Consider the following 22,733-nt stretch of genomic DNA (forward strand, 5'->3'; position numbering starts at 1 on the left):
GCGGAGGTGCGAATGACGAGCGAAGTCACGGTCAGACAGCTGGCCAACACCGTTGGAATCCCCGAAGAGCGGCTGCTTACGCAGTTGCACGAGGCCGGCATTGCCGCGGCCAATGCTGAGGCAACCATTACCGAGCAGGAAAAAGTCCAACTGCTTGGTTTCTTGCGCCGCAGCCACGGCAAGCAGGGCGAGGACGATTCCGCGTCACCCAGCCGCGTCACCCAGAAGCGCAAGTCGGTCAGCGAGTTGCGCCAGACGCCAGCCGCTCAGCGCCCAGCGAGCGGTTCAAGACCGACGGTCAGCTCGCGTGCGGGTAACAAGACGGCCGGAAACAAAACAGTCAGTGTCGAAGTCAGACGCAAGCGCACCTATGTGCGCCGTGGTGAGCCTGAAGGCGCGGCGCCTGCGGCCGCGCGCGGCAGCGAGCGCCAGACGCTCGAGCAGCCGGTTGGTCGGCGCCGCGTCGATAGTGCCGAGCCTGCGCGTAGCGGCAACATGGCGGGCGGGCGCGATCCAGGCGCCGATGCGCGCCGTCGGGCCGAACTCGAGGCGCGCCGTGCGGAGGAAGAATCGCGGCGCCTGGCTGAGCGCGAGGAACTCGAGCGCGAGGAGCGTGCCGCTGAGGCGCGCCGCCGCAGCGCCGAGGAAGAACGTCGCAAATCGAATGAGGAAGCGCGTCGCCTGGCTGATGAGCAGGCCGAACAGGCTCGCCTTGCGGGCGAGCTTGACGACAGCGACGAGGTCGCCGGCGAGGCGCTGCCGCCAGTGGAAGAACCCGACACCCCGAGCAACAGCAACGAGGGCCGCGCGCGCAAGCCAAGCAAGAAAGGCGCTGAGCGTGGGGATAAGGAGCGCGGAGAGAAAGACCGCGGGGAAAAAGACAAGGATAAGCTGGCCGACAAGGACAAGCCGGCCAAGAAAGGCGCGCGCAAAGAGCCCGGGCGGGCCAAGCGGCTTGATGCCGAGGTTGAATACGCGGAGGAGACCAGCGACGAGGAGGTGGTTGTCAGCCGCCCGGCGGTGCGTCGGCGCAAGAAACCCGCCAAGGCGCAACTCCAGGACAAGCATGGCTTTCAGCGCCCGACCGCGCCTGTGGTGCGCGAGGTCGAAATCCCCGAGGCAATCTCGGTCGGCGAGCTTGCCTCGCGCATGTCGGTCAAGGCTTCGCAGGTGGTCAAGGAACTGTTCAAGCAGGGCGTGATGGTCACCATCAACCAATTGCTTGATCGCGACACCGCCACCATTGTGGTGGAGGAAATGGGCCACACGCCGGTTGAAGCCAAGGATCACGACGTCGAGGACACCTTGCTCGCCTATCTCGAAGCCGAGAACGAAAAGGCCGAGCGTGTGCCGCGCGCCCCTGTCGTCACCATTATGGGCCATGTCGATCATGGCAAGACGTCATTGCTCGACTATATCCGTCGCGCCAAGGTGGCTGACGGTGAGGCCGGGGGCATCACTCAGCATATCGGTGCCTATCATGTGACCTCCGAGCGCGGCACCATCTGTTTTCTCGACACCCCGGGCCATGCCGCCTTCTCGTCCATGCGCGCGCGTGGTGCCGAGGTGACCGACCTGGTGATTCTGGTGGTGGCCGCTGATGACGGCGTGATGCCACAGACCATTGAGGCCATCCAGCACGCGCGTGCCTCCAAGGTGCCGCTGGTGGTCGCCATCAACAAGATGGACAAGGCGGATGCCAATCCCGACCGGGTGATGCAGGAGCTTTCGCAGCACGAGGTGGTCTCTGAGGAGTGGGGCGGCGATACCATGATGGTCAAGGTCTCCGCGAAAAGCGGTGATGGCATTGACGATCTGCTCGACGCTGTTCTGTTGCAGGCCGAGGTGTTGGAGCTTGAAGCACCGGTCGGCGGCTCGGTGCATGGCGCCATTGTGGAGTCGAGCCTCGAGAAGGGCCGTGGTCCGGTGGCGACCGTGCTGGTGCAGTCGGGTACCCTGAGAGCCGGCGACATGATTGTCAGCGGCTCCGAGTACGGCCGGGTGCGCGCCATGTTCGACGAAACCGGCCGTGCCGTGCAGGAGGCAGGCCCCTCCATTCCAGTGCAGGTTCTGGGGCTATCGGGCACGCCCAACGCCGGTGACGACGTTATCAGCGTGGCGGACGAAAAGCGCGCACGCGAGGTCGCCGAGTTGCGTTCCACGCGCGAGCGCCAGTCGAAGATCGACGCCCAGGGCGTCGCCAGTCTGGATGCGCTCTTCGGGCAGCTCAAGGCTGGTGAACGAAAGAGCGTTAATCTCATATTGAAGGCCGATGTGCAGGGCAGTCTTGAGGCTTTGAAAGACAGCTTGGTCAAGCTCAGCAACGACGAGGTGAAGGTGGGTATTGTCGGCTCCGGTGTCGGCGGTCTGACCGAGTCCGATGCCAATCTGGCCATTACCTCCAACGCCATTCTGCTTGGCTTTAATGTGCGCGCCGATGCCGCAGCGCGGCGCACCATCGAGGAGAAAGGCCTGGATTTGCGCTACTACTCGGTCATCTACGAGCTAATCGACGATGTCAAAAAGGCCATTTCCGGCCTGCTGAGTCCCATTATCAGCGAGGAGATCATCGGGCTCGCTACTGTACGGGACGTGTTCAGATCGTCCAAGTTTGGCGCCATTGCCGGCTCCATGGTCATCGAGGGCGTGATCCGTCGCAATAGCCCGATCCGGGTGTTGCGCGACAATGTCGTGGTCTATGAAGGCGCGCTCGAGTCCCTGCGCCGATTCAAAGACGACGTCTCTGAGGTCAAGGCCGGCACTGAATGCGGTATTGGCGTGAAGAACTACAACGATGTCCAGGTTGGCGATCAGGTCGAGGTGTTTGAGCGCACCGAGCGGGCGCGGGTGCTATGAGTGCGCTCCGGTGTTGCCATAGCCGTCAGGTCACGCAATGACGCGCGACAGTGGCCGGGATTTTCAGCGCAGCGAGCGTGTCGGCGCCGAGCTGATGCGCTCGCTGACAGTGATTCTGCGCGAGGAGGTGAAAGACCCCCGGCTTGGCAGTGTCACAATCCAAGAGGTGCGGGTCAGTCGCGATCTCTCCCACGCCAAGGTCTATTTCACCTGTTTCCCGCTTGATGAGGAAACCGCCGCGCGTGAGGCGCTGCTGAATGGTCCGCTGGCTGGCTTTCTGCGCCACGAACTTTCCCGCACTGAACGCCTGCGCACCATTCCTCAGCTGCACTTCGTCCATGACGAGTCCATTCACCATGGCGAGCAACTGAGCGCCCTGATCGACGAGGCTGTCGCTGCGATTCCGCCAGAGCATCAGACCGACGCGGATGCAATCGCTGCTACCGATGACGCCGCGGCGGGCCTTTGAGCCCCCGAATTACCTAAGTTGACAGCATTCCATGGCACGACGACGTAAACAAGGCCGCAAGGTCGCGGGCATTCTGCTGCTCGATAAGCCCCTAGGGGACACATCAAATCACGCGCTCCAGCGAGTCAAGCATTTGTTCTATGCGGCCAAGGCAGGGCACACGGGTAGCCTCGACCCGCTCGCCACTGGGTTGTTGCCGATCTGCCTCGGCCATACCACCAAGTTTTCAAGCTTTCTGCTTGATGCCGATAAGCGCTACCGGGTGCGGGTGCGCCTGGGCGAAACCACGACCACGGCAGATGCCGAGGGCGAGATTCTCGAACGCAGACCGACTGATGGGGTGACCGAAGCTGGCGTGCTGGCCTGTATCGAGCGCTTTGTTGGCGACATCGAGCAGCTCCCGCCCATGTATTCAGCTGTGAAGCACCAGGGCCAGCGGCTCTACAAGCTCGCGCGCGAGGGACGGGAAGTTGAGCGCCAGCCGCGCGCGATTCGCATTCACCGCCTTGAGTTGACGAGCTTTGCTTTGCCGGATCTGGAACTCGATGTGCATTGTTCTAAGGGCACCTATGTGCGCACCTTGGCCGAGGATATCGGCAACTGCTTAGGCTGTGGCGGTCATGTCATTGGTCTGCGGCGCACCGGCGTCGGCCCTTATATTGAGGGCGACACCCGCTTTGTCACCATGGATGAGCTGCAAGCTCTGGCCGATGCGGCCCGGGACGCGGATGCCGAGGATGGCAGCGCGCCGCCCTTGCACGAGCGGCTGCAAACCCTTGATGCCTTGTTGCTCTCGCTCGATACCGCGCTGGGCCACTGTCCGGCGCTGCGCCTGTCCGCTGATGCAGCCTTTTACCTGGGGCAGGGGCAGCCGGTGCTGGTGCCGCAGGCACCGACCGAGGGCATGGTGCGACTCTATGACCAGTCAGAGCGCTTTCTTGGGGTGGGCAGCATTCTCGACGACGGCCGGGTGCAGCCAAAGCGACTGGTCTGAAGCCAGACAAGATTTTTTAGCCGGGCGGGCGGTTCAAGGCGGTATGAGATTCGACGAAAATCGCCTAAACTGCGCGCTGAATTTGATGAGACATTATCGCTATTGGGCCGGTTTCCCTGAAGTCATTGTTGGGGAAACAGCGGGCTTCGCACAGCGGAGCATTCGCGGCCAAGTATTCAACAGATAAGGAGACACACAATGACAATGACTGCGGAAGACAAAAGACAGGTTATCGCCGAGCATGCCCGCGGCACCAACGACACCGGCTCACCCGAGGTGCAGGTCGCTCTGCTGACGGCGCGCATCAAGCAATTGACCGGGCATTTTAACGAGCACAAACACGACCACCATTCCCGTCGCGGTCTGGTCCGCATGGTTAATTCCCGACGCAAGTTGCTGGACTATCTGAAAAGAAAGGACATCGACCGTTATCGTGCGCTGATCCAGACGCTCGGCCTTCGTCGTTAATTGCGCATCCTTCCATGGTGCCGGCCCCAAGCGTTGCGAGCGCGGGCCGGCGCACCGCTCTGGCCCGTTATCGCCGGGCCGTTGCCGCCACGGCAAACGCTGGTGCGCAGTCAGCCCCCCTTTCAGACCTAACGAGGCTTATTTCCAGTGACTCATATCACCAAGACTTTCCAATACGGGGATCAGACCGTAACGCTCGAGACCGGCGAGATCGCCCGCCAAGCCGATGGCGCGGTCATGGTCAATATGAACGACACCGTGGTCCTGGTCACGGTGGTCATCGACAAACGCGCGACTGTCGAAAAAGACTTTCTGCCGCTGACCGTCGATTATCAGGAAAAAACCTATGCCGCCGGGCGCATCCCAGGCGGCTTTTTTCGTCGTGAAGGGCGCCCGAGCGAGGCCGAGATTCTCACCTCACGCCTGATCGACCGCCCCATCCGTCCGCTGTTCGCCGATGGCTTTGGCCGTGAGGTGCAGGTCATCGCCACGGTCAAGTCGCTCAATCCGGCAGTGAATCCAGAGGTGCCCGCACTCATCGGCGCCTCCGCTGCGCTGGCCATCTCGGGCGCGCCCTTCAATGGGCCTATCGGTGCCGCGCGCGTGGGCTATAAGAATGGGGAATACCTGCTCAATCCAGCCATGATCGGCCTGACCCCAGACAGCGATCTGGATCTGGTGGTTGCCGGGACCGAACAAGCCGTGCTGATGGTGGAGTCCGAGGCGCGCGGTCTGTCCGAGGATGTCATGCTCGGCGCTGTGCTCTTTGGTCATGAGCAGATGCAGGTTGTCATCAATACCATCAAGGAACTGGCAGCCGAGGTTAACAAGCCGCCTCTGGAGTGGACCCCGGCGGCGACCGATGCCGAACTGGCGCAAGCGGTTGCGGCCCAGGCCGCCGATGGTTTGGGCGAGGCCTATCTCATCAAGGACAAGATGGAACGCTATCGCGCGCTCGATCGGGTGCGCAATGCGGTCTACGCCGAGCTTTCCGGAGAGGATGAGAAGTGGCCGCAAGCGCTGGTCTATGCCGCGCTCGAGAAGCTGGAAAAATCCATTGTGCGCGGGCGTATTCTGCGTGGCGAGCCGCGCATTGACGGCCGCGACACCAGCACTGTGCGTCCCATCAGCATTCGCACCGGCGTGCTGCCGCGCACCCACGGCTCGGCGCTCTTTACTCGTGGCGAGACCCAGGCCTTGGTGGTCACCACGCTCGGCACCGAGCGCGATTCGCAGATCATCGATGCCCTTGATGGCGAGCGGCGCGAGCCCTTCATGCTGCATTACAACTTCCCGCCCTTCTGCGTGGGTGAGACCGGCCGGGTCGGTAGCCCCAAGCGGCGCGAGATCGGCCATGGTCGTCTGGCCAAGCGCGGCGTGATGGCCGCCATGCCGAGCATTGAGGAGTTTCCCTACTCAGTGCGGGTGGTCTCGGAGATTACCGAGTCCAACGGTTCCAGCTCCATGGCCAGCGTCTGCGGCACCAGTCTGTCGTTGATGGACGCCGGCGTGCCTATTAAAGGGTCAGTGGCTGGCGTGGCCATGGGTCTGATCAAAGAGGGCGGCGAGTTTGCCGTGCTGACTGACATCATGGGCGACGAGGATCACCTCGGCGACATGGACTTCAAGGTGGCAGGTACCGCCGAGGGGATTAACGCCCTGCAGATGGATATCAAGATCGAGGGCATCACCCGCGAGATCATGCAGCAGGCGCTGGCGCAGGCCAAAGATGGCCGGATGCACATTCTCGGTGAGATGAATAAGGTCATCGACCACCATCGCTCTGAGATGTCCGAGCATGCGCCGCGCATCATCGAGTTCAAGATCCATCCGGAAAAGATCCGCGATGTCATCGGCAAGGGTGGCTCCACCATCCGCGCAATCACCGAGGAAACTGGCGCCACCATCGACATCAACGACGATGGCGTGGTCAAAATCTTCTCGGTGCAGAAGTCCGCTGGCGAAGAGGCGAAAAAGCGCGTCCGCCTGATCACCGCTGATGTCGAAGTCGGCAAGATCTACGAGGGCAAGGTTGCGCGCCTGATGGACTTTGGCGCCTTTGTCACCATCCTGCCCGGACGCGATGGTCTGGTGCATATCTCGCAAATCTGCGAGGAACGGGTGCAGAGCGTCAGCGACAAGCTCTCGGAAGGCGACCATGTGCGGGTCAAGGTGCTGGAGGTCGACAAGCAAGGCCGCATTCGCCTGAGCATGAAGGCGCTGAGCGATGAGGAACGCGCCGCTCCGGCTGAGTAGTTCAAGTCCCTGGGCGGGAATAGGCGAGGACAGATCAGCGAGCCGTGTCTTTAACGACGACTGAAACAGTCAGCTCCCAGCATGGACGACCGTGCTGGCGGGCTTGGCACTGGCTGGCGCTGCTGCTGGGTCTGGCCGCATTGCTCTATGGTGGCACGCGCTTGCTTGGCATGTCCTCAGGGGTCGAGGTGTCGCAGGCGCGGGTTGGCGACCTGCCTCTGACACTCTATCAGCCACGGCAGGATGATGAAGGTCAGGGCGCCTCGGTGCCAGGGCCCACTGTCGTTATTGCGCACGGCTTCGCCGGCTCACGCCAACTGATGCGCTCCTTTGCGCTCAATCTGGCGCGAAATGGCTATCGGGCGGTAAGCTTCGATTTTCCCGGTCATGGTACCCACGGGGCGCCGCTTGGAGGCGGTCTGGGTTCTCCAGAGCGTCTGAGCTCTCTGCTTGACGCCCTGACTCAGGCTGTTGCCTTTGCCCAAGGGCAGAATCTTCCTGGCGGATCATCGCCGCTTGGCCAGAACTCTCCAGAAGAACCGCATCAGTCCGCTGGTCTGGCCCTGCTCGGCCACTCCATGGCCGGCGATATTCTGATCCACTATGCGAAGGCGCACCCTGGGGTGAAGGCCATTGTGGCCGTATCGCCTTATCTATCGGAGCCGATTGGCGCGGACTTTACGCCTGATCTGCTGTTCGTCTACGGTGCCTATGAGCCCGAGATGATTCACCAGCAGGGGTTCGAGGCCATGGCAGAAGTCGCTCCGTCCGGGGTTGAGCTAGAAACCACCTATGGTGATCTGAGTGAGGGCAGGGCGCGACGCCTGGTGATGGCCGACGGGGTGGAACATATCGGGGTGCTCTTTAATGGGCAGGCCCAGCGCGAGGCCCTTGACTGGCTGGATGCCAGTTTCGGTCGGCGCACACCTGAGCAACCCCCGGCGCGGGCCATTGTGACTGCGGGTGCGGGGCTTGGCTGGCTATACGCCGGGCTTTGCCTGCTCGCCTGGCCGCTGTCGCTATTGTTGCCGGCAATGGCCAGTCGCCCTTTGGGTGCGGCCTTGCGCTGGCGCAAACTGGCCATTGCCGGCTTTATGCCAGCTTTATTGACGCCCCTGTTGCTGTGGCCAGTGCCGAGCGATTTTCTGCCGCTGCTGATCGGCGATTATCTGGCGCTGCATTTTCTGCTCTACGGCCTGCTGACCTGGGGGGCGTTGGCGCTGGTGGGTGGTCTGCCAGATGGGGCGAGCTTCGCGCGCGCGGGGCGCGCGAGTACAGCTGGCGTTCTGGCGATAGGCGCCACAGCCTGGCTAATTTACGCGGTGGTGGGCTTTGGCTGGCCGACGCATCAACTGGTGGCGAGCTTTTTCCCGCCGCTGACACGTCTGCCGAGCTTTTTGGCGCTGTTGCTCGGCACTTTGGTCTACGCGAGTGCCGATGCCTGGCTGGTCCATGGGCAGGGCGGCGCCCGCGCGGCCTCGCTGTTCACCAAGGTGCTGTTTCTGCTCTCCCTAGTGCTGGCGGTGGTGCTGAATCTGGACGAGTTATTTTTTCTGGTGATTATCGTCCCGGCGATCCTGCTGCTGTTTGTTGTTTACGGCTGGCTGGATTTTCTGTCCTATCGGCGCACCTGGCAGCCCTTGCTGGGTGCCATAGCGAGCGCACTGGTGTTTGCTCTGACGGTGACTGCGACCTTTCCTGTCGTGGCCTGATTAAAGGCTAAAGCCACCAGGTTTCCGCGCCTCCAAGCCCCATGTTCCAAACCCGCAACCGCAAGCCCGGAGTGACAACTCCGGGCTTGCGGTGCTGGGATGGTGCGAAGCCTCTGGCGAGACCTTGGGTTTGTGTCTGGCCGCGAAGGCCGCAAGGTCATTCGTCAAATGCAAAGGCCACCAGCTTGCCTTCTTCGCCATCGGTTAGGCGTAACACATGGCCGCGTTTGGTCAGGGGTTCGATGCTTTCGGTAGCGCCGTGGACAACGAAGTCGAGCTTGTCGCCGGCGGCGAGGGGCATATCGGCATAGAAGCTACAGCCGCCCGCGCTGAGATCAATCAATTTGACTTTCACGGTTGCCTGGTTGCCGAGGTGGGTGATGCTGGCGGTGGTTTCTGTTGAAAGGCGCATGAAGCCGCGGCGATCATCGTCATGGATCATGGGTGTGTCCTCTTTTTGTAATCGATACTTGCATACCTGTGGCGGATTAAGCGCATGCATGCAGGTTTAAGTAGTAATCTGTGTTGCAACCTGCAGGACGGTGTGACCGCCGCCGCTGGTCTTGGGCAATGATAACTGCAAACCGGGTGTCAGGGCAGGGATGCGCACGGATTTTGTGCGCGAGCGCGCAATGAAACCGCCCGGACTGGCCAGAGGCAGGCCGAAGCCGGGGGCGTCTTGAGTGCTGGTGGGTCTAGAAAATCTCGGCCCGGGTCAGACAGCGAGGTCGATTTGCTGGATGGTGCCGGGCGAGCCACGCTCGGACAGAAACACGCCTGATGAACGGATTTGCCCGAGCAAGGCGTTGTCCTGGTCTTTTAGCTCAAACGGGGTGGTGATATTGCCCAGGTAAATGGCACCAACGCCGCGCTCGCCGAGTCCGACGAGCTGATCCTTTCCATCTGCGGTCTTGGACCAGATGCGCAGGTTTTGATACACGCTGTCGTTTTCATCGATCCAGTTATTACCGTCATCGTCGTACTCGGCCAGCTCGGCGAAGCCCTCGCCAGTGGCGGGACCGAAGAGCTCGGAGCCATCGTTGACCTTGCCATCCTTGTTACGATCAAGCGCGAGAAAGCCGCTGTCGGGGCCGACAAAGGCAATCTGGTCCGAACGGCCGTCGGAGTCGATGTCGAATTCAAAGCGCGTGGTGGTCAGTTCGGCCGCGTTGCCGCCAAAATTGAGCACCAGCGGGTCTTTGACCTGGGCATCGCCGGCGCGAATGCTGACGGATTGCTCGCGCAGGAATTCGCGGCTCATGTTCAGCTCCACGGAAATGTCGATGGTTTTGCCGTCAGCCGTGGTGACTTGTCCTTGCGCAGAGAAGCTGGTGGATTCGGATTCGTAGTGGCGCTCGTAGGAGTCGTACTCGATGCCAAAGCCAGCGCTCTGGTTCTCACTGTCGTTGGCCGGCTGGGCAGTGGCTTGGGCGTGAATGCTGTTGAGTTCGGCAGCGGTGGCCTCGGCCTTACCCCTGGCTTCTTCCATCTTCTTGGCAAATTCGCCAGGGGGGGCCAGTTTCAGCTTCTTGCCGGTCATGGACTCGATCATCTTCTTGAGCAGCGAGAGCTTTAGCTCGTCTTTGTTGCTCATTTGGGTTTCGTCGACGTCGCCTGATGCTTTTGCGCCAGAGGCTTTTGCACCGGATGCGGGGGCAAAGGCTTTTTTCGGTTGCGCGGCCTGCGCGCGCAGCGACAGTTCAAGGGTATCGGCCCGAGCCTGAGCGAGTGCCTGACCAGCGGCGCGAGCGCTAGCGTTGGTGTTGACGTTGGCGTTGGCGTTGTTATTCGGGCGATCACCTACCCACATGTTCAGGCGCTCGTGGCTTTCGTGTTCCTTGACTGCTTTATGCTGGCTTTGCAGCAGCATGTCCGAGCTGGCAATTTTCATCGGTGGATCACTCCGGGTCCGACTGGTGTCATAAGGAGGGATGCAGGCGGATTGCGACCGGTTTGCATCTGCCGTCTCTACTTTGGGTCTAATGAGGTTAACGGGTCAGATGGTGAGAACCTAAACGCCTCCCGGACCGCTGTCCGAGCCGCGCGTGCCTTGATGGCGCAAGCCGGTGTGGCCGTCATTGAGGTATAGTGGTTGGCCGCTGAGAGACTGGAGGGCAGCAGGCTGGTGTCCCGCCCATTGCTTGCCCTGTGGCGTGATTTTCTTGCCTTGGCTGTCATGGTTTTTGATCAACTGTTTTTTTGCGAACCTCAGATGATGCTCTCGGGCTCTCGCGCACGCGGTGAGAGCCGATTTGAGAGTTCCGACGAGGCCGCGTGCGGCGGTGGCTTGTCGCTATGTCGCTGACTCCAGAGTGCCTCACGCAGCTTGGTTTGCGAACTGAGCCATTTGGGCCGGTGCCGGAAGATTCCGCGCTCTACCGCGATGCTCTGCTTGATGGCTTTGGGGACCTGGGGTTACGCGCGCTAGCTGAGCCGAGCGCCGTGTTGGTGCTGGCGGGGGCTGGGGGTGTGGGACGCAGTACCCAGCTGCAACAGATTTTGAGTCTGGTGGCGGACGATACCGATCTGATTGCTTTTCGCGCCCGGCCTAAGGTCGGCTTCGAGGCAGTCGACGCCACGCTCAGATTCCATCTGGGCCAACTGGGCAGCGAGGACGCAAGCGCGTCCTTGCTGCATTTGTTCGGTGAACGCCTGCGCGCCGGGCGGGCGCTTCTGCTGGCCATCGACGATGCCCATCTGCTAGGTGGGTCTGTGTTGGAGCATCTGTTTTCGTTGCGACGGCAGTTGCTTGAGCGTCTGGGTGCCACCGCGCGCTTGTTTCTGGTGGGCGACCCGGCATTTGCCGCCAACCCGCTGCCGGGTCTTGATGCTGAGGCCGATGCCCAGGTGCTCAGGCTCCATCTCCGCGCTTTTAATCGCGAGCAGACGCACGCCTATCTACGCCACCGCCTGCTGACGGCCGGGCATGCGCAACCCGATACCCTATTAAGGCGCGAACTAATTGATCGGCTGCATACCAGCAGCAGCGGCCTGCCGAAGTATCTCAATGCCCTGGCCGAGGATTGGCTGGAGGAATGCTGCGATCAGGGCGCATCCTTTGCCGCTGGGCAGGGTGATAGCTTCGACCAGGCACCCAGTGCGGCATCCGCTCCGGCGCGGGGGGAAGCGCCGGCCGATGCTATGGTCTCGGCGATGACTGCGCTAGAGGCGCTGCGCAATGCGTCGAGCCAGGCCCTAGAGTCGTCTGAGAAGGAATCTCTGCGTGCGGGTGCATCCAGTGGTGCGCGTCCCGATGGTGCTCAGGGCGCGGCACGCGCAGGTCAGTCGTCCACCGCCAAGAATCGCGCTCGGGGTGGAAAACGCTCCGGGCAAACCAAGGCCCGCGCAAAGAAGAGCCAGGCAGCGCCAGCCGGGGAGACTTTGCCGGTGTGGAATCGGCCTTGGTTTGTTCCGGGAGTGGCAGTGCTCAGCCTGCTCGCGCTTCTGCTGCCGCTTGTTTGGCAACTGCCCGGTTCAGAGGGGGAAGACCCCGCGCTGCGTTTGCCGCCGAGGGAGCTACCTGTCGCTCCGCGCCCTCGGCAAGTGCCTGTTGCGCCGGGGGTGCCCTTGGTCGGGCCGCAACCGTCAGCGCCTGCTGTGGAGCAGCCGCTTCGGCGCGAACTGGATGTGCCCGCGATTCTTCCCGGTGAGCCAGTGGCGGAGAATACGGCTGAGGCCGCCGATGCTGGAGCCGATTCAGCGCTGCCCGATGCCGCCGGGAATCAGGCGGGGACGGACAGCACCGAGTCGTCGTCCGAGGACTCGGCAGAGCGCAGCAGTGCGGCTGGCACGGATGGTGCCGAGAGCGGATCGGGCGGGCTGGACCGCGACTGGATTTTGCAGCAGTCGGGCGAGCATTTCACCATTCAACTGACCGCCGCGCGCTCGGTTGCCGCGGCACGACAGCATGTGGCGGGATTTGGCAATCTGGATGTGCGTTTTGTGCCGACGCGCAGTAAATCGCAGGACTTTGTGATCGTGCTTGCTGGTGCCTATCCCGCGCGCGCCGATGCCGAGCGCGCGCTCGAGAAGTTGCCTGCCGCGTTGCGTGAACAGGGGTACTGGGTCCGTTCGATTGATTCGGTGCGACAGTCGCTGCGCGAATAGTGCGCATGTCAGAGGCGAAGATCGGCGTTTAAGTTGCGAAGCAATCGGTCGTTACCCATTATTGTCCGGAGGTTTCGCAGAAGTCCCATTGTAGGCCGGGTTGAAAAACTTTTTTAAAGCGCAAAAACAGTAACATGCAGATAGGTTTCGCAGCGCACCCTTATAGTTTCGTGTATCCAGGCTTGCCTGGAGGCGCGCGTGCGATTATCGCTCGGCCATTGGGCCAGCCATTAAGCCAGCCCCAAGGCCAATCAGCGCCAGTTGCGAACCAAGGGAGCACTCAGAATCCGCCTGCGGCTTTCGGCTCTCCGGCTTTCCCCTATCCGGCCCCGGCGGCCGAAGCTGGCGCTGCCATTGGAAAAATGACAGCCTTCAATCAAGCGACCGGGCGTCTGGCGCCCCAGGATTCGCAGTTTTCTCAAAATTCGCCGACCAACGCGGACGTGGCGGCGACTGGGATGGCTGAGTCCGGGGTCGCCAATTCTCAGGGAGCCAGCTCTCAGGGAGCCGTTGCGGAAGATGCAGCGAATGAAGATGAAACCAAGGAAGATCCTGCGGCACTCGACGATGAGCCGGGCAATGAAGAGAAATCGCAGCAGGAACTCGCCCCCGAAGAGCAACGCGAAGTCCAGGATCTGCGCCAGCGCGATATGGAAGTGCGCGCACACGAGCAGGCGCATGTGGCGGCAGGTGGCCGTTATGTCACCAAGGCGCCGAGTTATGACTATGAAACCGGCCCCGACGGCAAGCGTTACGCGGTCGGTGGTGAGGTGTCTATCGATACCTCACCGGTGCCAGACGATCCCGCAGCCACCATGGAGAAGGCTGGGGTGATTCTGCGCGCGGCACTGGCGCCAGCGGAACCCTCGTCCCAGGATCAGCGGGTTGCCTCGCAGGCGCGGAGCATGGAGGCCCAGGCGCGCGGCGACCTGTTGCAGGAGAATCAGCGTGAGATGTCCGATGCGCTTGATCAAGCCCGGGACAGGCCCGGTGAGGCAGCAGAGGGCAGTGCTGCCGGGGTTGCCGCCACCACGGATGCCAGTGGCCGCTTGGGGCAGCGATTCGCCGGATTCTTTGCCGCGCCAGTCGGCGCGGCCTTAAACCAATTTGCCTGAAAGTTTTCTTGTCGCTTGCTCGGGGGGCTGTCTGGGGTGGGGCTTGCCCTGGGGGAGCTTGTCCTGGGGGGGCTTGTCCGGGAGGCTTGCTTGAGGGCTTTTAGTGGCACCTCAATGTCGGTTGTACCTCAGGCCGTCACATTGACGTTGCCGCCAACATTGTCCGGCAAGGCGGTTGCCTGCGGAGTCTCGGCAATACTCTCGATGAGGGCCGCCGCGCCTTGAACCTGTGCATCCAAGGCTTTGTTCAGTACCGAGATACCGACAGCGTCGCTGACTTGGGCGTTGTTGGAATTGGTCGCTAGGCTCGCGACGCCTGAAACGGAAGAAATATCCATCAATGACTCCTGTCAGTTGGGTGATCGTCGATTGGGCGAAGCTGGGGCGGTGGGAGTGACGATCATTTCCCGCCCATCCTCTCCTGTATCGGCCGCGTTGCTTAAAGTTTGACCCCGATGTGTCGTTAGATTGAGTTAAGATGACCGCGAGGATCAGACCCATGATGTTGCAACAAGCCGTTACCCAATCACTTTTCTCACCCCCACCCGTCGCCGCAGATACCGCGCAGTCACCGGCGCTTGCAGCTGGTTTCTTGCCGGCTTTTCGCCACGGGGCTGACGGGCAGGTGCGCCTGTGCCTGACCGATGACGGACGTCTGTCGAGCGTGCACCTGCTCGATTCCCTGCCGTCCGATTGGGTGTCCGAGCGCGATGATTGTGGGCGTCCTATGGCGCTGGTTGATCAGGTTTCGGCCGGTTATTTGCGTGGCGACCAGTTTTGGAGTCTTGGCGACCTGCGCCGCCCTCGGCTGGACAGCTAGTCTGCTCTGTTTCCTGCTGGTCTTCACTGCGTTGGCCAATCTTTCCTGGTCGGTTTTTTGAAGTCCCACCCGTTTCTGGTTTGTTTTCTCTCCCCACAGCCCGGTTCTTGCTAGACTATCAGCCTTAGAGAGTTGGTTTGACTGCTGGGAGCTGAATTAATGTCTGAGGGCATTACTCCATCGGCCGTGCTCGCGCAGATGGAAATCACCAAAGGCCTGTCCGAACAAGCGCGCGCCGAATTGGCGGGGCAGGCAAGATTGCTGCGTCTCGACAAGGGCAAGCGCTTGGCCCGGCGCCAGGCCGACAATCAACTCAGCGGTCAGCGGTTATTTCTAGTCGATGGGAATGTCGTGCGCGCCTGCAATGGGCTCGAGCGCGAAATCGACAGCTGCTTTGGTCTCAGTGATCCGGTTGAGTTGTTCGATGAGACGGGCTGCGAGGACGACGCCATTGTGACTCAGGCGCGGTGTTTGCTGCTTGGGGTGCCGGCGGCCTTGTTGTCAGAAATGGGCGGCGATGGCGCGCAGCTCAATGAGCTGGACCTTGATGACGCCGAAGGGGATTTTCTCACCGAGCTCTACGAGCAGATCAATTCCAATAGGCTGGAATTGCCGGCGCGTCCAGAGGTTGCGTTGCGTATCCAGAAGCTGACAGCCGACCCGGATGCCGGCATTGCTGAGCTGACCGAGCTGATACAGAGCGATGCCACCCTTGCTGGTGCCTTGATTCATGCTACCAATAGTCCCCGCTTTCGCGCGGCGAAGGAAATCACCTCCGTGCGGGATGCTGTGGTCCGAATTGGTTTTTCCAACACCCGGATGCTGGCGACGAATCTGGCCTTGCGTCAGATTTTTCGAGCAAAGCATCAGGTGGCGCGAGATGCGATTGCCGAGGTTTGGGCAGAAGGTGTGCTCAGATCGGCCTACTGTTCGCTGCTCGCACAGAAATTGAATCTGCTCGACCAGGACCGCGCGTTGCTGGCCGGGCTGCTGGCGCGCGTTGGTGCCGTGCCCATTATCCAGTTTTTTGATCAGCGCGGCAGTGCGGGGGGAGGGCGCCAGGAGCTCGACGAACTGCTGGAAAAACTCCTCAGCGTTACCGGTGTTCTGGTCATTAACTACTGGGAACTTGGCTCTGACCTGGTCGCGGTGGCAGAGCAAAGTACAAACTGGAGTTATCAGGCACCTGAACCGGACTATGCCAGTCTGAGCATTGTCGCGCGCTGGGCGGCATTGGCGCATCATGGCCAGCCCCGCCCGCCGGCGGCTGAGATTCCGGCCTTTGCGTGCTTGGGGATGCAACCCCCAGGCGAAGATGGGACATTGGCAGAGCTTGAGGGAAGCGAGGCGGCCCTTGACCGTTTGCAAAGTATGTTCGAGACCTGAACAGTTGCTTAACCACCGCTGTAAGGGATCGCCCCATTGCTGTTCTGGCGCTTGTCTGTGTTGGTGCTGGCCCTTGGTGCTTGGCGCTGATGCCGGGTAGAGCGACTGGTAACCAACTCTGCTGTGTCGTCCTTAACCAATTTCCGCGCTTGCAGCTAAACTGAAGAAGACCAAGGCCAGAAAATCGGTCGTTGGGATCGGTTAAGGCTATAGATGCTTGAGATGCTTGCGCACTATGGGAGGTCCTGTCTTGTCATCCATGACGATTGAATCGCTCGTCAAGTCGACCGGCAAGTTGCTGGCCATTCCCCGGGTGGTGGGTGAGGTCATGCGTCTGCTCGATAATCCGGATAGCGCACAGGCGCAGATTGCCAAGACGCTGGCGCAGGACCCTGCGCTGGTGGCCATGCTGCTGCGTCTTGCCAATAGTGCCGCTTTCTCGCCAAGTCGCACGGTCGATTCGGTGGATCGGGCTCTCGCACTGCTCGGACGCGAGCAAGTACGCCGCCTGGTGATTACCGGTGCTGTCACTGGGGCGGCCGACCGTCTGCCGGAGCAGCACCTGTTGCCATTGGAATTTTTTTGGCGTCATTCGGCCTACTGCGCGGTGATTGCCCGCCTGCTGGCGGAAGAGACCCATCGGCCGCTTGATGGTGTTGTTTTTCTTGGCGGTTTACTGCATGACTTGGGTCAGCTAGTGCTGTTTTCGCAAGCGCCGGAAGAAACTCAGCGCGCCTTCCTAAACAGCTTAAGCGCGCCTCAGGCAATTAGCCCCCAGACCGCCGAGCATGATCAGTTGGGATTCGATCATGCCGAGCTTGGCGGCGCCTTGGCCGAATGCTGGGGTTTGCCGCCAGTGTTGTGTGATATTTTGCGCTACCACCATGACCCGGCTGCAGCACCCGAGGGCTCTCGCGAAGCTGTCGCCCTGGTGCATATCGCCAACACAGGTGCCCATCTTGCCGAGCTCGATTCGCGCGACTGGTCCGACGCGCCGCCGATCGATCCAAGCGTATGGCCGCTTTTGGGGATCGCAGCGGATGCCCTGTTGCCTGTCATTGAGCAGGCTCAGTACCAGGTTATCTCGGTCGAGGCTCTGCATGACCCCGAGTTGGCTGATTAACCCGCCCGGCCAATCAGTCCGGTTAATCATTACGGTTAATGGTAATCATCCCCCGTAGATAGAGACTTTCAGCCAGGCCAGAAGGCAGCGCGTCGGCTTTTTGACGCTAACCGTCATGGTCCAGGCGTGAGTCGCTGAGCCGGCCGGCCTGGAATGTTACCGAAACAACAAGCTTTATTCTGCGGGGTGGCTGGAACCCTGGGCGTTCGTGGCGGATTGTTCCAGCGGGCGCCCCGCGAGCAGACTGGCCTCGAAGTTGGTCAGCACGCTAAATTCCACTCGCCGGGAGGCCTCGGCATCTTCTACGCCCCGGTCATCGCGCACCAAGCGTGAGGATGACAGACCCACCGCCGCAACGCGAGCGCGAAACCACTGCGCCTGCTGCACCGCATCAAGCCCATAGGCATAGCGCAGCACCTCCTGGGTGCGCTGCTGGCTTAGAGCCATATTGGCAAAATAGGCATCGAGCGGACTGCTATCTGGTCCCCATTCGCTCGAGGTATGTCCCTCGATGCGAATTTCACGAATGACTTCGCGGAAAGGCTCAAGCTGGCGGACATAGCGCGGCAAGAAGTCTTGCAGAATGGCCTCGAACTCAGGCTTGATGCGCGCCGAGTTGCTGTCGAACAGCACCTCAGGTTCGCGAAAGCGCAGCGTCAGGGTTGGGCGGTCGAACTCGGCATTCCAGCGCGGCAGATCGGCGCGGAATTCCTCTTCCAGTGACAGATAAATTGCCTGGCGTAGCTCGGCTGCGGTGACCCGTACCTCGGTCTCCACCTGATGACTGCGCTCAAGTTGCACCATGTGCAACAGCGCCAGGAACAAAAAAATCATCATCAGCGAGGCCATCAGGTCCGAGACCACCAGCCAGTGGCTGTCGCCGTCGGGTTCGACCGCCATTGCGCTGCGATTGGAAAGGCTGATGACACTCATTGTTTTTCACCCAGTGGAATGCCCTGGAAGTCAGGGTTGTTGTGACGGCCGGGGCGATGTGCCGGCGGCGGCTCAATGAAGGCGTGTCCTGCGTGTTGCGCGGCGAGCACGGCAGTTTCGATGCTCTCGAGCATGGCTGTGAGCCGTTTGTCCATAGCCGGGAAGGCGTCCTGGGCTTTGTCGCGCAATTCCGCGATGGCGCCGAGCAGGGCTTCAAGCTCCATGGTTTCGCGTCTCAGGCTGGACAGCGTGCTTTGCTGGTCCGCGACATGCTGGGAAATCTGCAACGCCTGCTGGGTGAGCGACTTTAGGCTGGCCTCGGATTTGGCGACGCCGGCGGTGGCGCGCTCGAGTTGACTGCCAAGGCTTTCCATCTGCTGGCGATACTGGTCCTGCCATTCCAGCAACTTGCCCACGGCCCCGTCGAGGCGGCGGAAGTTCTCGCCAAACTGCACGCCAAGCTTGTCGTTGAAGTCGCGAATGACTTCTTCGAGCGCGGCGACCAGTTGGCGCGAGCCCAGTTCGCTCAACTGCGCGGCAAAATTGTCCATGCCCTTCATCAGACGTTGGTGATGCGTTTCCATGGTCTGATTCAGGTGTTGATCGAAGCTTTTCAGTCCGTTGTTGAGCGCCTGGGTGGCGGCGAGTTGGGCTTCGGCCAGTTCAAGTTGGCGCCGGTCGTCCTTCTGTCCGGGTTGTGCCCGCGTGCCATTGTTCCCGGCGGCTGATCCGGCGCTCAGCACCTGCACGAAGCGCAGCACGGCGCTGAGCGCAATGCCGACAATACTGGTGATGAATGCGAGCTTGAGTCCTTCGAGCAGCGTTGGAATGCTGTATTCAACCTGTGTGACGTCGAATTGCAGCAGCCCGATGGCAATGCCGAGAAAGGTGCCAAGGATGCCAAGCGTGGTCAGCAGGGTTGGTGTGCTCAGCGCGAAGGCGCTGGTACGGCCGCGCGCCGTGGTGATCAGTGCGGCGGCAAACATCGCGAGCAGCAGCAGTGTGAAGACGCCGATCACCACAATGGGATCGAGCTGGTTGAGGGTCGTGATTAGACCAAGGGCAATGGAATCAAACATAATAAACCTGCTCTGGTGCCAGTGAGATGCAGCGACAAGACCAGGCATCCGCAACACCGGCGCGCGGGGCTGTGCATGCGACCTTTCGCGTTCTGACAGGTGTTAAGCAGGTTCAGTGCCAATAGGAAAAAAGATCATTATAACAGAGTGTTGGAGAGCTTTAATTATACTGTTAGCAGCGCAAATACGCGAGTGCGGGAGCGACTGTCGAGACTTTGACGTTTGTCTCGTTGCTGGAATTCGCCGGCCGCCCGTTTTGGTGCGATAAGCTTGAATCGAGACTGCGTTGGCAACGCGCCTGCTGATGAATCAGTGGCTCTGGGCTATAATTGAAGTAACAGAGCATCACAAGCATGGGAGGGCCTCACAATGATCGATGCGCCCATTTATGTACCCTTAGTTCCAACTGGCCGTCCAACGGGCTCAGAGCGCCTCGGGCTCGGCCAGGTCGCCGTGCGTCCAGAAACTGCCCGCGCCCTGAATGCGCCCGATGAGGGCAGTGCAAAACCGCCCTTCTCCGAACGACAGGCCGCTTTCGACTCAAGCTTCGCTCAGGAGCAGCCGGGTGCCGCCGCGCAAGGCCTCCCGAGTATTGCCGAGCTTGGTGCTCGCGCTCGGGTCGCTGCCAGTGGTCAATCAGGTGGTCAATCAGGTGGTCAATCAGGTGGTCAATCAGGCGGTCAATCAGGCGGTCAATCAGGCGCTGAAGCAGTCCAATCTCCCACCTTCTCCCTAGCCAGTCGCAGCGACGAGGAAACGGCCATCGCCAGCAGCGCAATGCGCCAGCGCGTTGAGGTGGCCGTGCGGATCGCGCTCCCGTCCGAAGAACCCAGCAGACAGTTAAATATCTTGGTCTGATACCTGCCACAAGGCGCGATCACTCGCCTTGGCCAAACGCTAGCTCCCGTCCAGTCCCCAGCCCAGTTCGGCACCCCAGCTCGTAGCCAGGCCCGAGCGGCCTTTTTGGCGCTGTCCGCATTGCGCATGAAATCAGGGTTCTGCTTGCGTGCGAGAGCTGATTGAGGATTCGCGCCAATCTTTTGTTTCGCCCGCACGCCAGAATGCGCTAAATTGCGCATCGTATTGCAAGTTGTGTCAAGGGGGATGTGTGGACCAGCGGACTCTCGATCTGGAATTCCGAACCCAGCGCAGCGCGATCGGGCGCGTCGTTCTGAAGCCTGAGAATGACTGTCTGATCGGTAGCGGGCAGGATGCCAGTCTGCGGCTGTTCGATGATTCGGTCGCTGACCGGCATGCTCGCCTGTTCTGGCGCGAAGAGGGTCTCTTTGTCGAACCGCTCCAGGGTGCATCTGTGCGGGTTAACGGAGATGCGATCACCTCGGCCGTCCCGGTTGGGCATGGCGATTGGCTGATGTTGGGCGCAATTTCCGTGCAAATCTCCTGTCCGCAAATTGAGGCTGGTGCGAGCAGCGGACCCGTCACTGGCGGTGATGGCAGGTCGCCTGACGCTGGAGCGACGGAGATCATCGTCGGTCGCGCGCCAGATTGTGGATTTGCAATCGATTCGCCGGCTATTTCCCGACGCCATGCGCGCATTTCCATCCGCGATGGGCGCGTCTGGATCGCGGATCTGAAAAGCACCAACGGAACCTCGGTCAATGGCCAGCGCATCACCAAGCCGGTGGCCTTGCAGCAAGGGGATAATGTCGCCTTCGGTAGCCTGGTGTTTCAGTTTACCGGTCAGGCACTGGAGCCGTGCGAGGAAGGCAACCGCATCCGGGTGGAGGTGGTCGGTCTGACGCGCGAGGTCAAAGATCGCAAGACCGGCAAGCCGCGCCGACTGCTCGACGGGATTGATCTGTGCATTGAGCCCGGCGAGTTCGTGGTGCTTTTTGGCACCAGTGGGTCTGGAAAATCTACCCTGCTGGACGCGCTCAATGGGCGACGGCCGGCGACTTCGGGCACTGTGACCTACAACGGGATTGATCTTTACTCGGCCTTTGACTTGTTTCGCTCGGGCATTGGCTATGTGCCGCAGCAGGACATTGTACATCGCAAGATTAAGGTCAACTCTGCGCTGCGCTACACCGCGCGACTGCGGTTGCCGCTGGATACCAGCCGAGCGGAAATCGACGACAACATCGAGCGGGTTCTAGATCGCGTCGGGCTACTGGAGAAGGCCGAACTGGCCGTGGATACGCCCGAGCCGCTAAGCGGTGGGCAATTGAAGCGGGTGAGCCTGGCTGTCGAGTTGGTTGCTAATCCGAATATCCTGTTCCTTGATGAGGTCACCAGCGGTCTCGATGCCGGAACCGACAAGCGAATGATGCGCTTGTTCGAGGGGCTGGCCGCCGATGGCAAGACGGTGGTCTGTGTGACCCATTCGCTTGAGAACATCGATGCCTGCCATCTAGTCGCACTCCTGCACGCTGGTTGTCTTGTGTACTATGGCCCCCCCGATCAAGCTGCGGCTTATTTTGGTGTCGAGCGTTTGTCGGATGTTTACGAACGGCTCGAAAATCAAGATGCCAAGGCGTGGGAGTCCCGTTTCCGTCAGTCCTCGCAATATCGGGACTATGTCACCAGCAGGCAGAAGCTCACCGGTTCGGATCAGGCGCCGATCAAAGCAAAGCAGCGGTCCGCGCGCCAGTCCGATGGTCTGCGTGGCTGGTTCGGGTTGCGCCAGGCCGTGACCCTGATGCGCCGCTACATCGATTTGCTGCTGTCAGATCGGCTCAATCTTGCGGTGTTACTGGTGCAGGCACCGCTCATCGCACTGGTCGTCGGGAGCGTGTTCAGTACCGAGGGCAGCCTGCCGGAGCGCGCCGCCGCCGAGAGCCAGATCGCTTTCGTGCTGGTGCTCTCGGCGATCTGGTTCGGCTGTATTAACTCCGCGCGCGAGATCGTCAAAGAACTGCCCGTCTATTTGCGCGAGCGCTCGGTCACGGTGCAAATCCCTGCCTATCTGCTCAGCAAGCTGTTGCCGCTCGCGGTGCTGTGCTTACTGCAATGTGCAAGTTTTCTGGCAATTGTCACCGGCATGATCGATTTCCCAGGATCATTTCTTGAGCGTCTGGCCGTGCTCTTTCTTGCCGGACTTGGCGCGAGCGCCATGGGCTTGGCCGTGAGCGCCCTGGTAAACAGCAACGACAAGGCCATCGCGGCCCTGCCGTTGCTGCTGATTCCCCAGTTTATTTTGTCCAATTCGGTGGTTGATCTCTCCGGTGTTACCGAGACCTTTGCCCAGATCGGCGTCATTGCCTACTGGGCTTTGGACGCGATGCGAGCTACCCTAAGCCCTGAGTTACTCGACTTGTCTGGTCAGAATGGCAAGCCGGTGATCGCCCTGGTGGCTGACTGGGCTTCGGGCCTGCAGGCGCTTGGGGCGCAGACGGTGGGTTTCTTGCTGCTGACGGTTTTTGCGCTCAAGCTGAAGGACCGGAAGCTCTAGCGG

18 protein-coding genes are annotated in these 22,733 nt (G+C 61.0%); 13 read left to right on the forward strand and 5 right to left on the reverse strand.

The window, feature by feature from the left end:
* Nucleotides 1-12 precede the first annotated feature (12 nt).
* From infB to Thiofri_RS04745, 6 genes are all read left to right on the forward strand, one after another.
* Nucleotides 13-2,856: a translation initiation factor IF-2 gene (gene infB, locus Thiofri_RS04720; protein ID WP_009150562.1), complete on the forward strand. Its 2,844-nt coding sequence runs from the start codon at nucleotides 13-15 to the stop codon at nucleotides 2,854-2,856.
* Between the two features lie 37 nt (nucleotides 2,857-2,893).
* A complete protein-coding gene (gene rbfA, locus Thiofri_RS04725; RefSeq protein ID WP_009150563.1) occupies nucleotides 2,894-3,325 on the forward strand; it encodes a 30S ribosome-binding factor RbfA in 432 nt (143 codons plus the stop codon).
* A 31-nt stretch (nucleotides 3,326-3,356) separates the two neighbouring features.
* Complete coding sequence (gene truB / locus Thiofri_RS04730; protein WP_009150564.1) at nucleotides 3,357-4,319, forward strand: tRNA pseudouridine(55) synthase TruB; 963 nt, start codon at nucleotides 3,357-3,359, stop codon at nucleotides 4,317-4,319.
* Between the two features lie 198 nt (nucleotides 4,320-4,517).
* Nucleotides 4,518-4,787: a 30S ribosomal protein S15 gene (gene rpsO / locus Thiofri_RS04735; protein ID WP_009150565.1), complete on the forward strand. Its 270-nt coding sequence runs from the start codon at nucleotides 4,518-4,520 to the stop codon at nucleotides 4,785-4,787.
* Between the two features lie 147 nt (nucleotides 4,788-4,934).
* Nucleotides 4,935-7,043 carry a polyribonucleotide nucleotidyltransferase gene (pnp, locus tag Thiofri_RS04740; protein ID WP_009150566.1) on the forward strand — a complete coding sequence of 703 codons (2,109 nt, stop codon included), beginning with the start codon at nucleotides 4,935-4,937 and terminating at the stop codon, nucleotides 7,041-7,043.
* Between the two features lie 44 nt (nucleotides 7,044-7,087).
* Nucleotides 7,088-8,755, forward strand: a complete 1,668-nt coding sequence (locus tag Thiofri_RS04745) for an alpha/beta hydrolase (protein WP_009150567.1) — start codon at nucleotides 7,088-7,090, stop codon at nucleotides 8,753-8,755.
* Between the two features lie 157 nt (nucleotides 8,756-8,912).
* Here the strand turns inward: Thiofri_RS04745 and Thiofri_RS04750 are convergent, their stop codons facing one another.
* Complete coding sequence (locus Thiofri_RS04750; protein WP_009150568.1) at nucleotides 8,913-9,197, reverse strand: PilZ domain-containing protein; 285 nt, start codon at nucleotides 9,195-9,197, stop codon at nucleotides 8,913-8,915.
* 273 nt (nucleotides 9,198-9,470) lie between these two features.
* Nucleotides 9,471-10,646, reverse strand: coding sequence for a hypothetical protein (locus Thiofri_RS04755; protein WP_009150569.1), 1,176 nt, complete (start codon nucleotides 10,644-10,646; stop codon nucleotides 9,471-9,473).
* Between the two features lie 464 nt (nucleotides 10,647-11,110).
* Between Thiofri_RS04755 and Thiofri_RS04760 the strand changes: the two genes are divergently transcribed.
* Both Thiofri_RS04760 and Thiofri_RS04765 read left to right on the forward strand, forming a co-directional pair.
* Nucleotides 11,111-12,862: an AAA family ATPase gene (locus Thiofri_RS04760; protein ID WP_190275857.1), complete on the forward strand. Its 1,752-nt coding sequence runs from the start codon at nucleotides 11,111-11,113 to the stop codon at nucleotides 12,860-12,862.
* 458 nt (nucleotides 12,863-13,320) lie between these two features.
* On the forward strand, nucleotides 13,321-13,977 hold the full coding sequence (locus tag Thiofri_RS04765; RefSeq protein ID WP_223296811.1) for a putative metalloprotease CJM1_0395 family protein: 657 nt from the start codon (nucleotides 13,321-13,323) through the stop codon (nucleotides 13,975-13,977).
* Between the two features lie 128 nt (nucleotides 13,978-14,105).
* Here Thiofri_RS04765 and Thiofri_RS04770 read toward each other — a convergent pair whose 3' ends face one another.
* Nucleotides 14,106-14,315, reverse strand: coding sequence for a YjfB family protein (locus Thiofri_RS04770; RefSeq protein WP_009150572.1), 210 nt, complete (start codon nucleotides 14,313-14,315; stop codon nucleotides 14,106-14,108).
* A 161-nt stretch (nucleotides 14,316-14,476) separates the two neighbouring features.
* Here Thiofri_RS04770 and Thiofri_RS04775 point away from each other — a divergent pair, with 161 nt between their 5' ends.
* From Thiofri_RS04775 to Thiofri_RS04785, 3 genes are all read left to right on the forward strand, one after another.
* Nucleotides 14,477-14,797 carry a hypothetical protein gene (locus tag Thiofri_RS04775; protein ID WP_009150573.1) on the forward strand — a complete coding sequence of 107 codons (321 nt, stop codon included), beginning with the start codon at nucleotides 14,477-14,479 and terminating at the stop codon, nucleotides 14,795-14,797.
* A gap of 159 nt (nucleotides 14,798-14,956) precedes the next feature.
* On the forward strand, nucleotides 14,957-16,183 hold the full coding sequence (locus Thiofri_RS04780) for an HDOD domain-containing protein (RefSeq protein WP_009150574.1): 1,227 nt from the start codon (nucleotides 14,957-14,959) through the stop codon (nucleotides 16,181-16,183).
* 259 nt (nucleotides 16,184-16,442) lie between these two features.
* Nucleotides 16,443-17,306 carry an HDOD domain-containing protein gene (locus Thiofri_RS04785; RefSeq protein WP_040858055.1) on the forward strand — a complete coding sequence of 288 codons (864 nt, stop codon included), beginning with the start codon at nucleotides 16,443-16,445 and terminating at the stop codon, nucleotides 17,304-17,306.
* A gap of 174 nt (nucleotides 17,307-17,480) precedes the next feature.
* On the opposite strand, the gene Thiofri_RS04790 is transcribed toward Thiofri_RS04785, so the two are convergent.
* Together Thiofri_RS04790 and Thiofri_RS04795 are read right to left on the reverse strand one after the other, a co-directional pair.
* Nucleotides 17,481-18,239: an OmpA family protein gene (locus tag Thiofri_RS04790; RefSeq protein WP_009150576.1), complete on the reverse strand. Its 759-nt coding sequence runs from the start codon at nucleotides 18,237-18,239 to the stop codon at nucleotides 17,481-17,483.
* Nucleotides 18,236-19,318, reverse strand: coding sequence for a hypothetical protein (locus Thiofri_RS04795; protein ID WP_009150577.1), 1,083 nt, complete (start codon nucleotides 19,316-19,318; stop codon nucleotides 18,236-18,238). Before Thiofri_RS04795 ends, Thiofri_RS04790 begins: the two co-directional genes overlap by 4 nt.
* A 369-nt stretch (nucleotides 19,319-19,687) precedes the next feature.
* Between Thiofri_RS04795 and Thiofri_RS04800 the strand changes: the two genes are divergently transcribed.
* Nucleotides 19,688-20,176, forward strand: a complete 489-nt coding sequence (locus tag Thiofri_RS04800) for a hypothetical protein (RefSeq protein WP_009150579.1) — start codon at nucleotides 19,688-19,690, stop codon at nucleotides 20,174-20,176.
* Between the two features lie 250 nt (nucleotides 20,177-20,426).
* On the forward strand, nucleotides 20,427-22,730 hold the full coding sequence (locus Thiofri_RS04805; protein ID WP_009150580.1) for an FHA domain-containing protein: 2,304 nt from the start codon (nucleotides 20,427-20,429) through the stop codon (nucleotides 22,728-22,730).
* Nucleotides 22,731-22,733 lie beyond the last annotated feature (3 nt).

This window comes from Thiorhodovibrio frisius, from assembly GCF_033954835.1.
Lineage (GTDB): Bacteria > Pseudomonadota > Gammaproteobacteria > Chromatiales > Chromatiaceae > Thiorhodovibrio > Thiorhodovibrio frisius.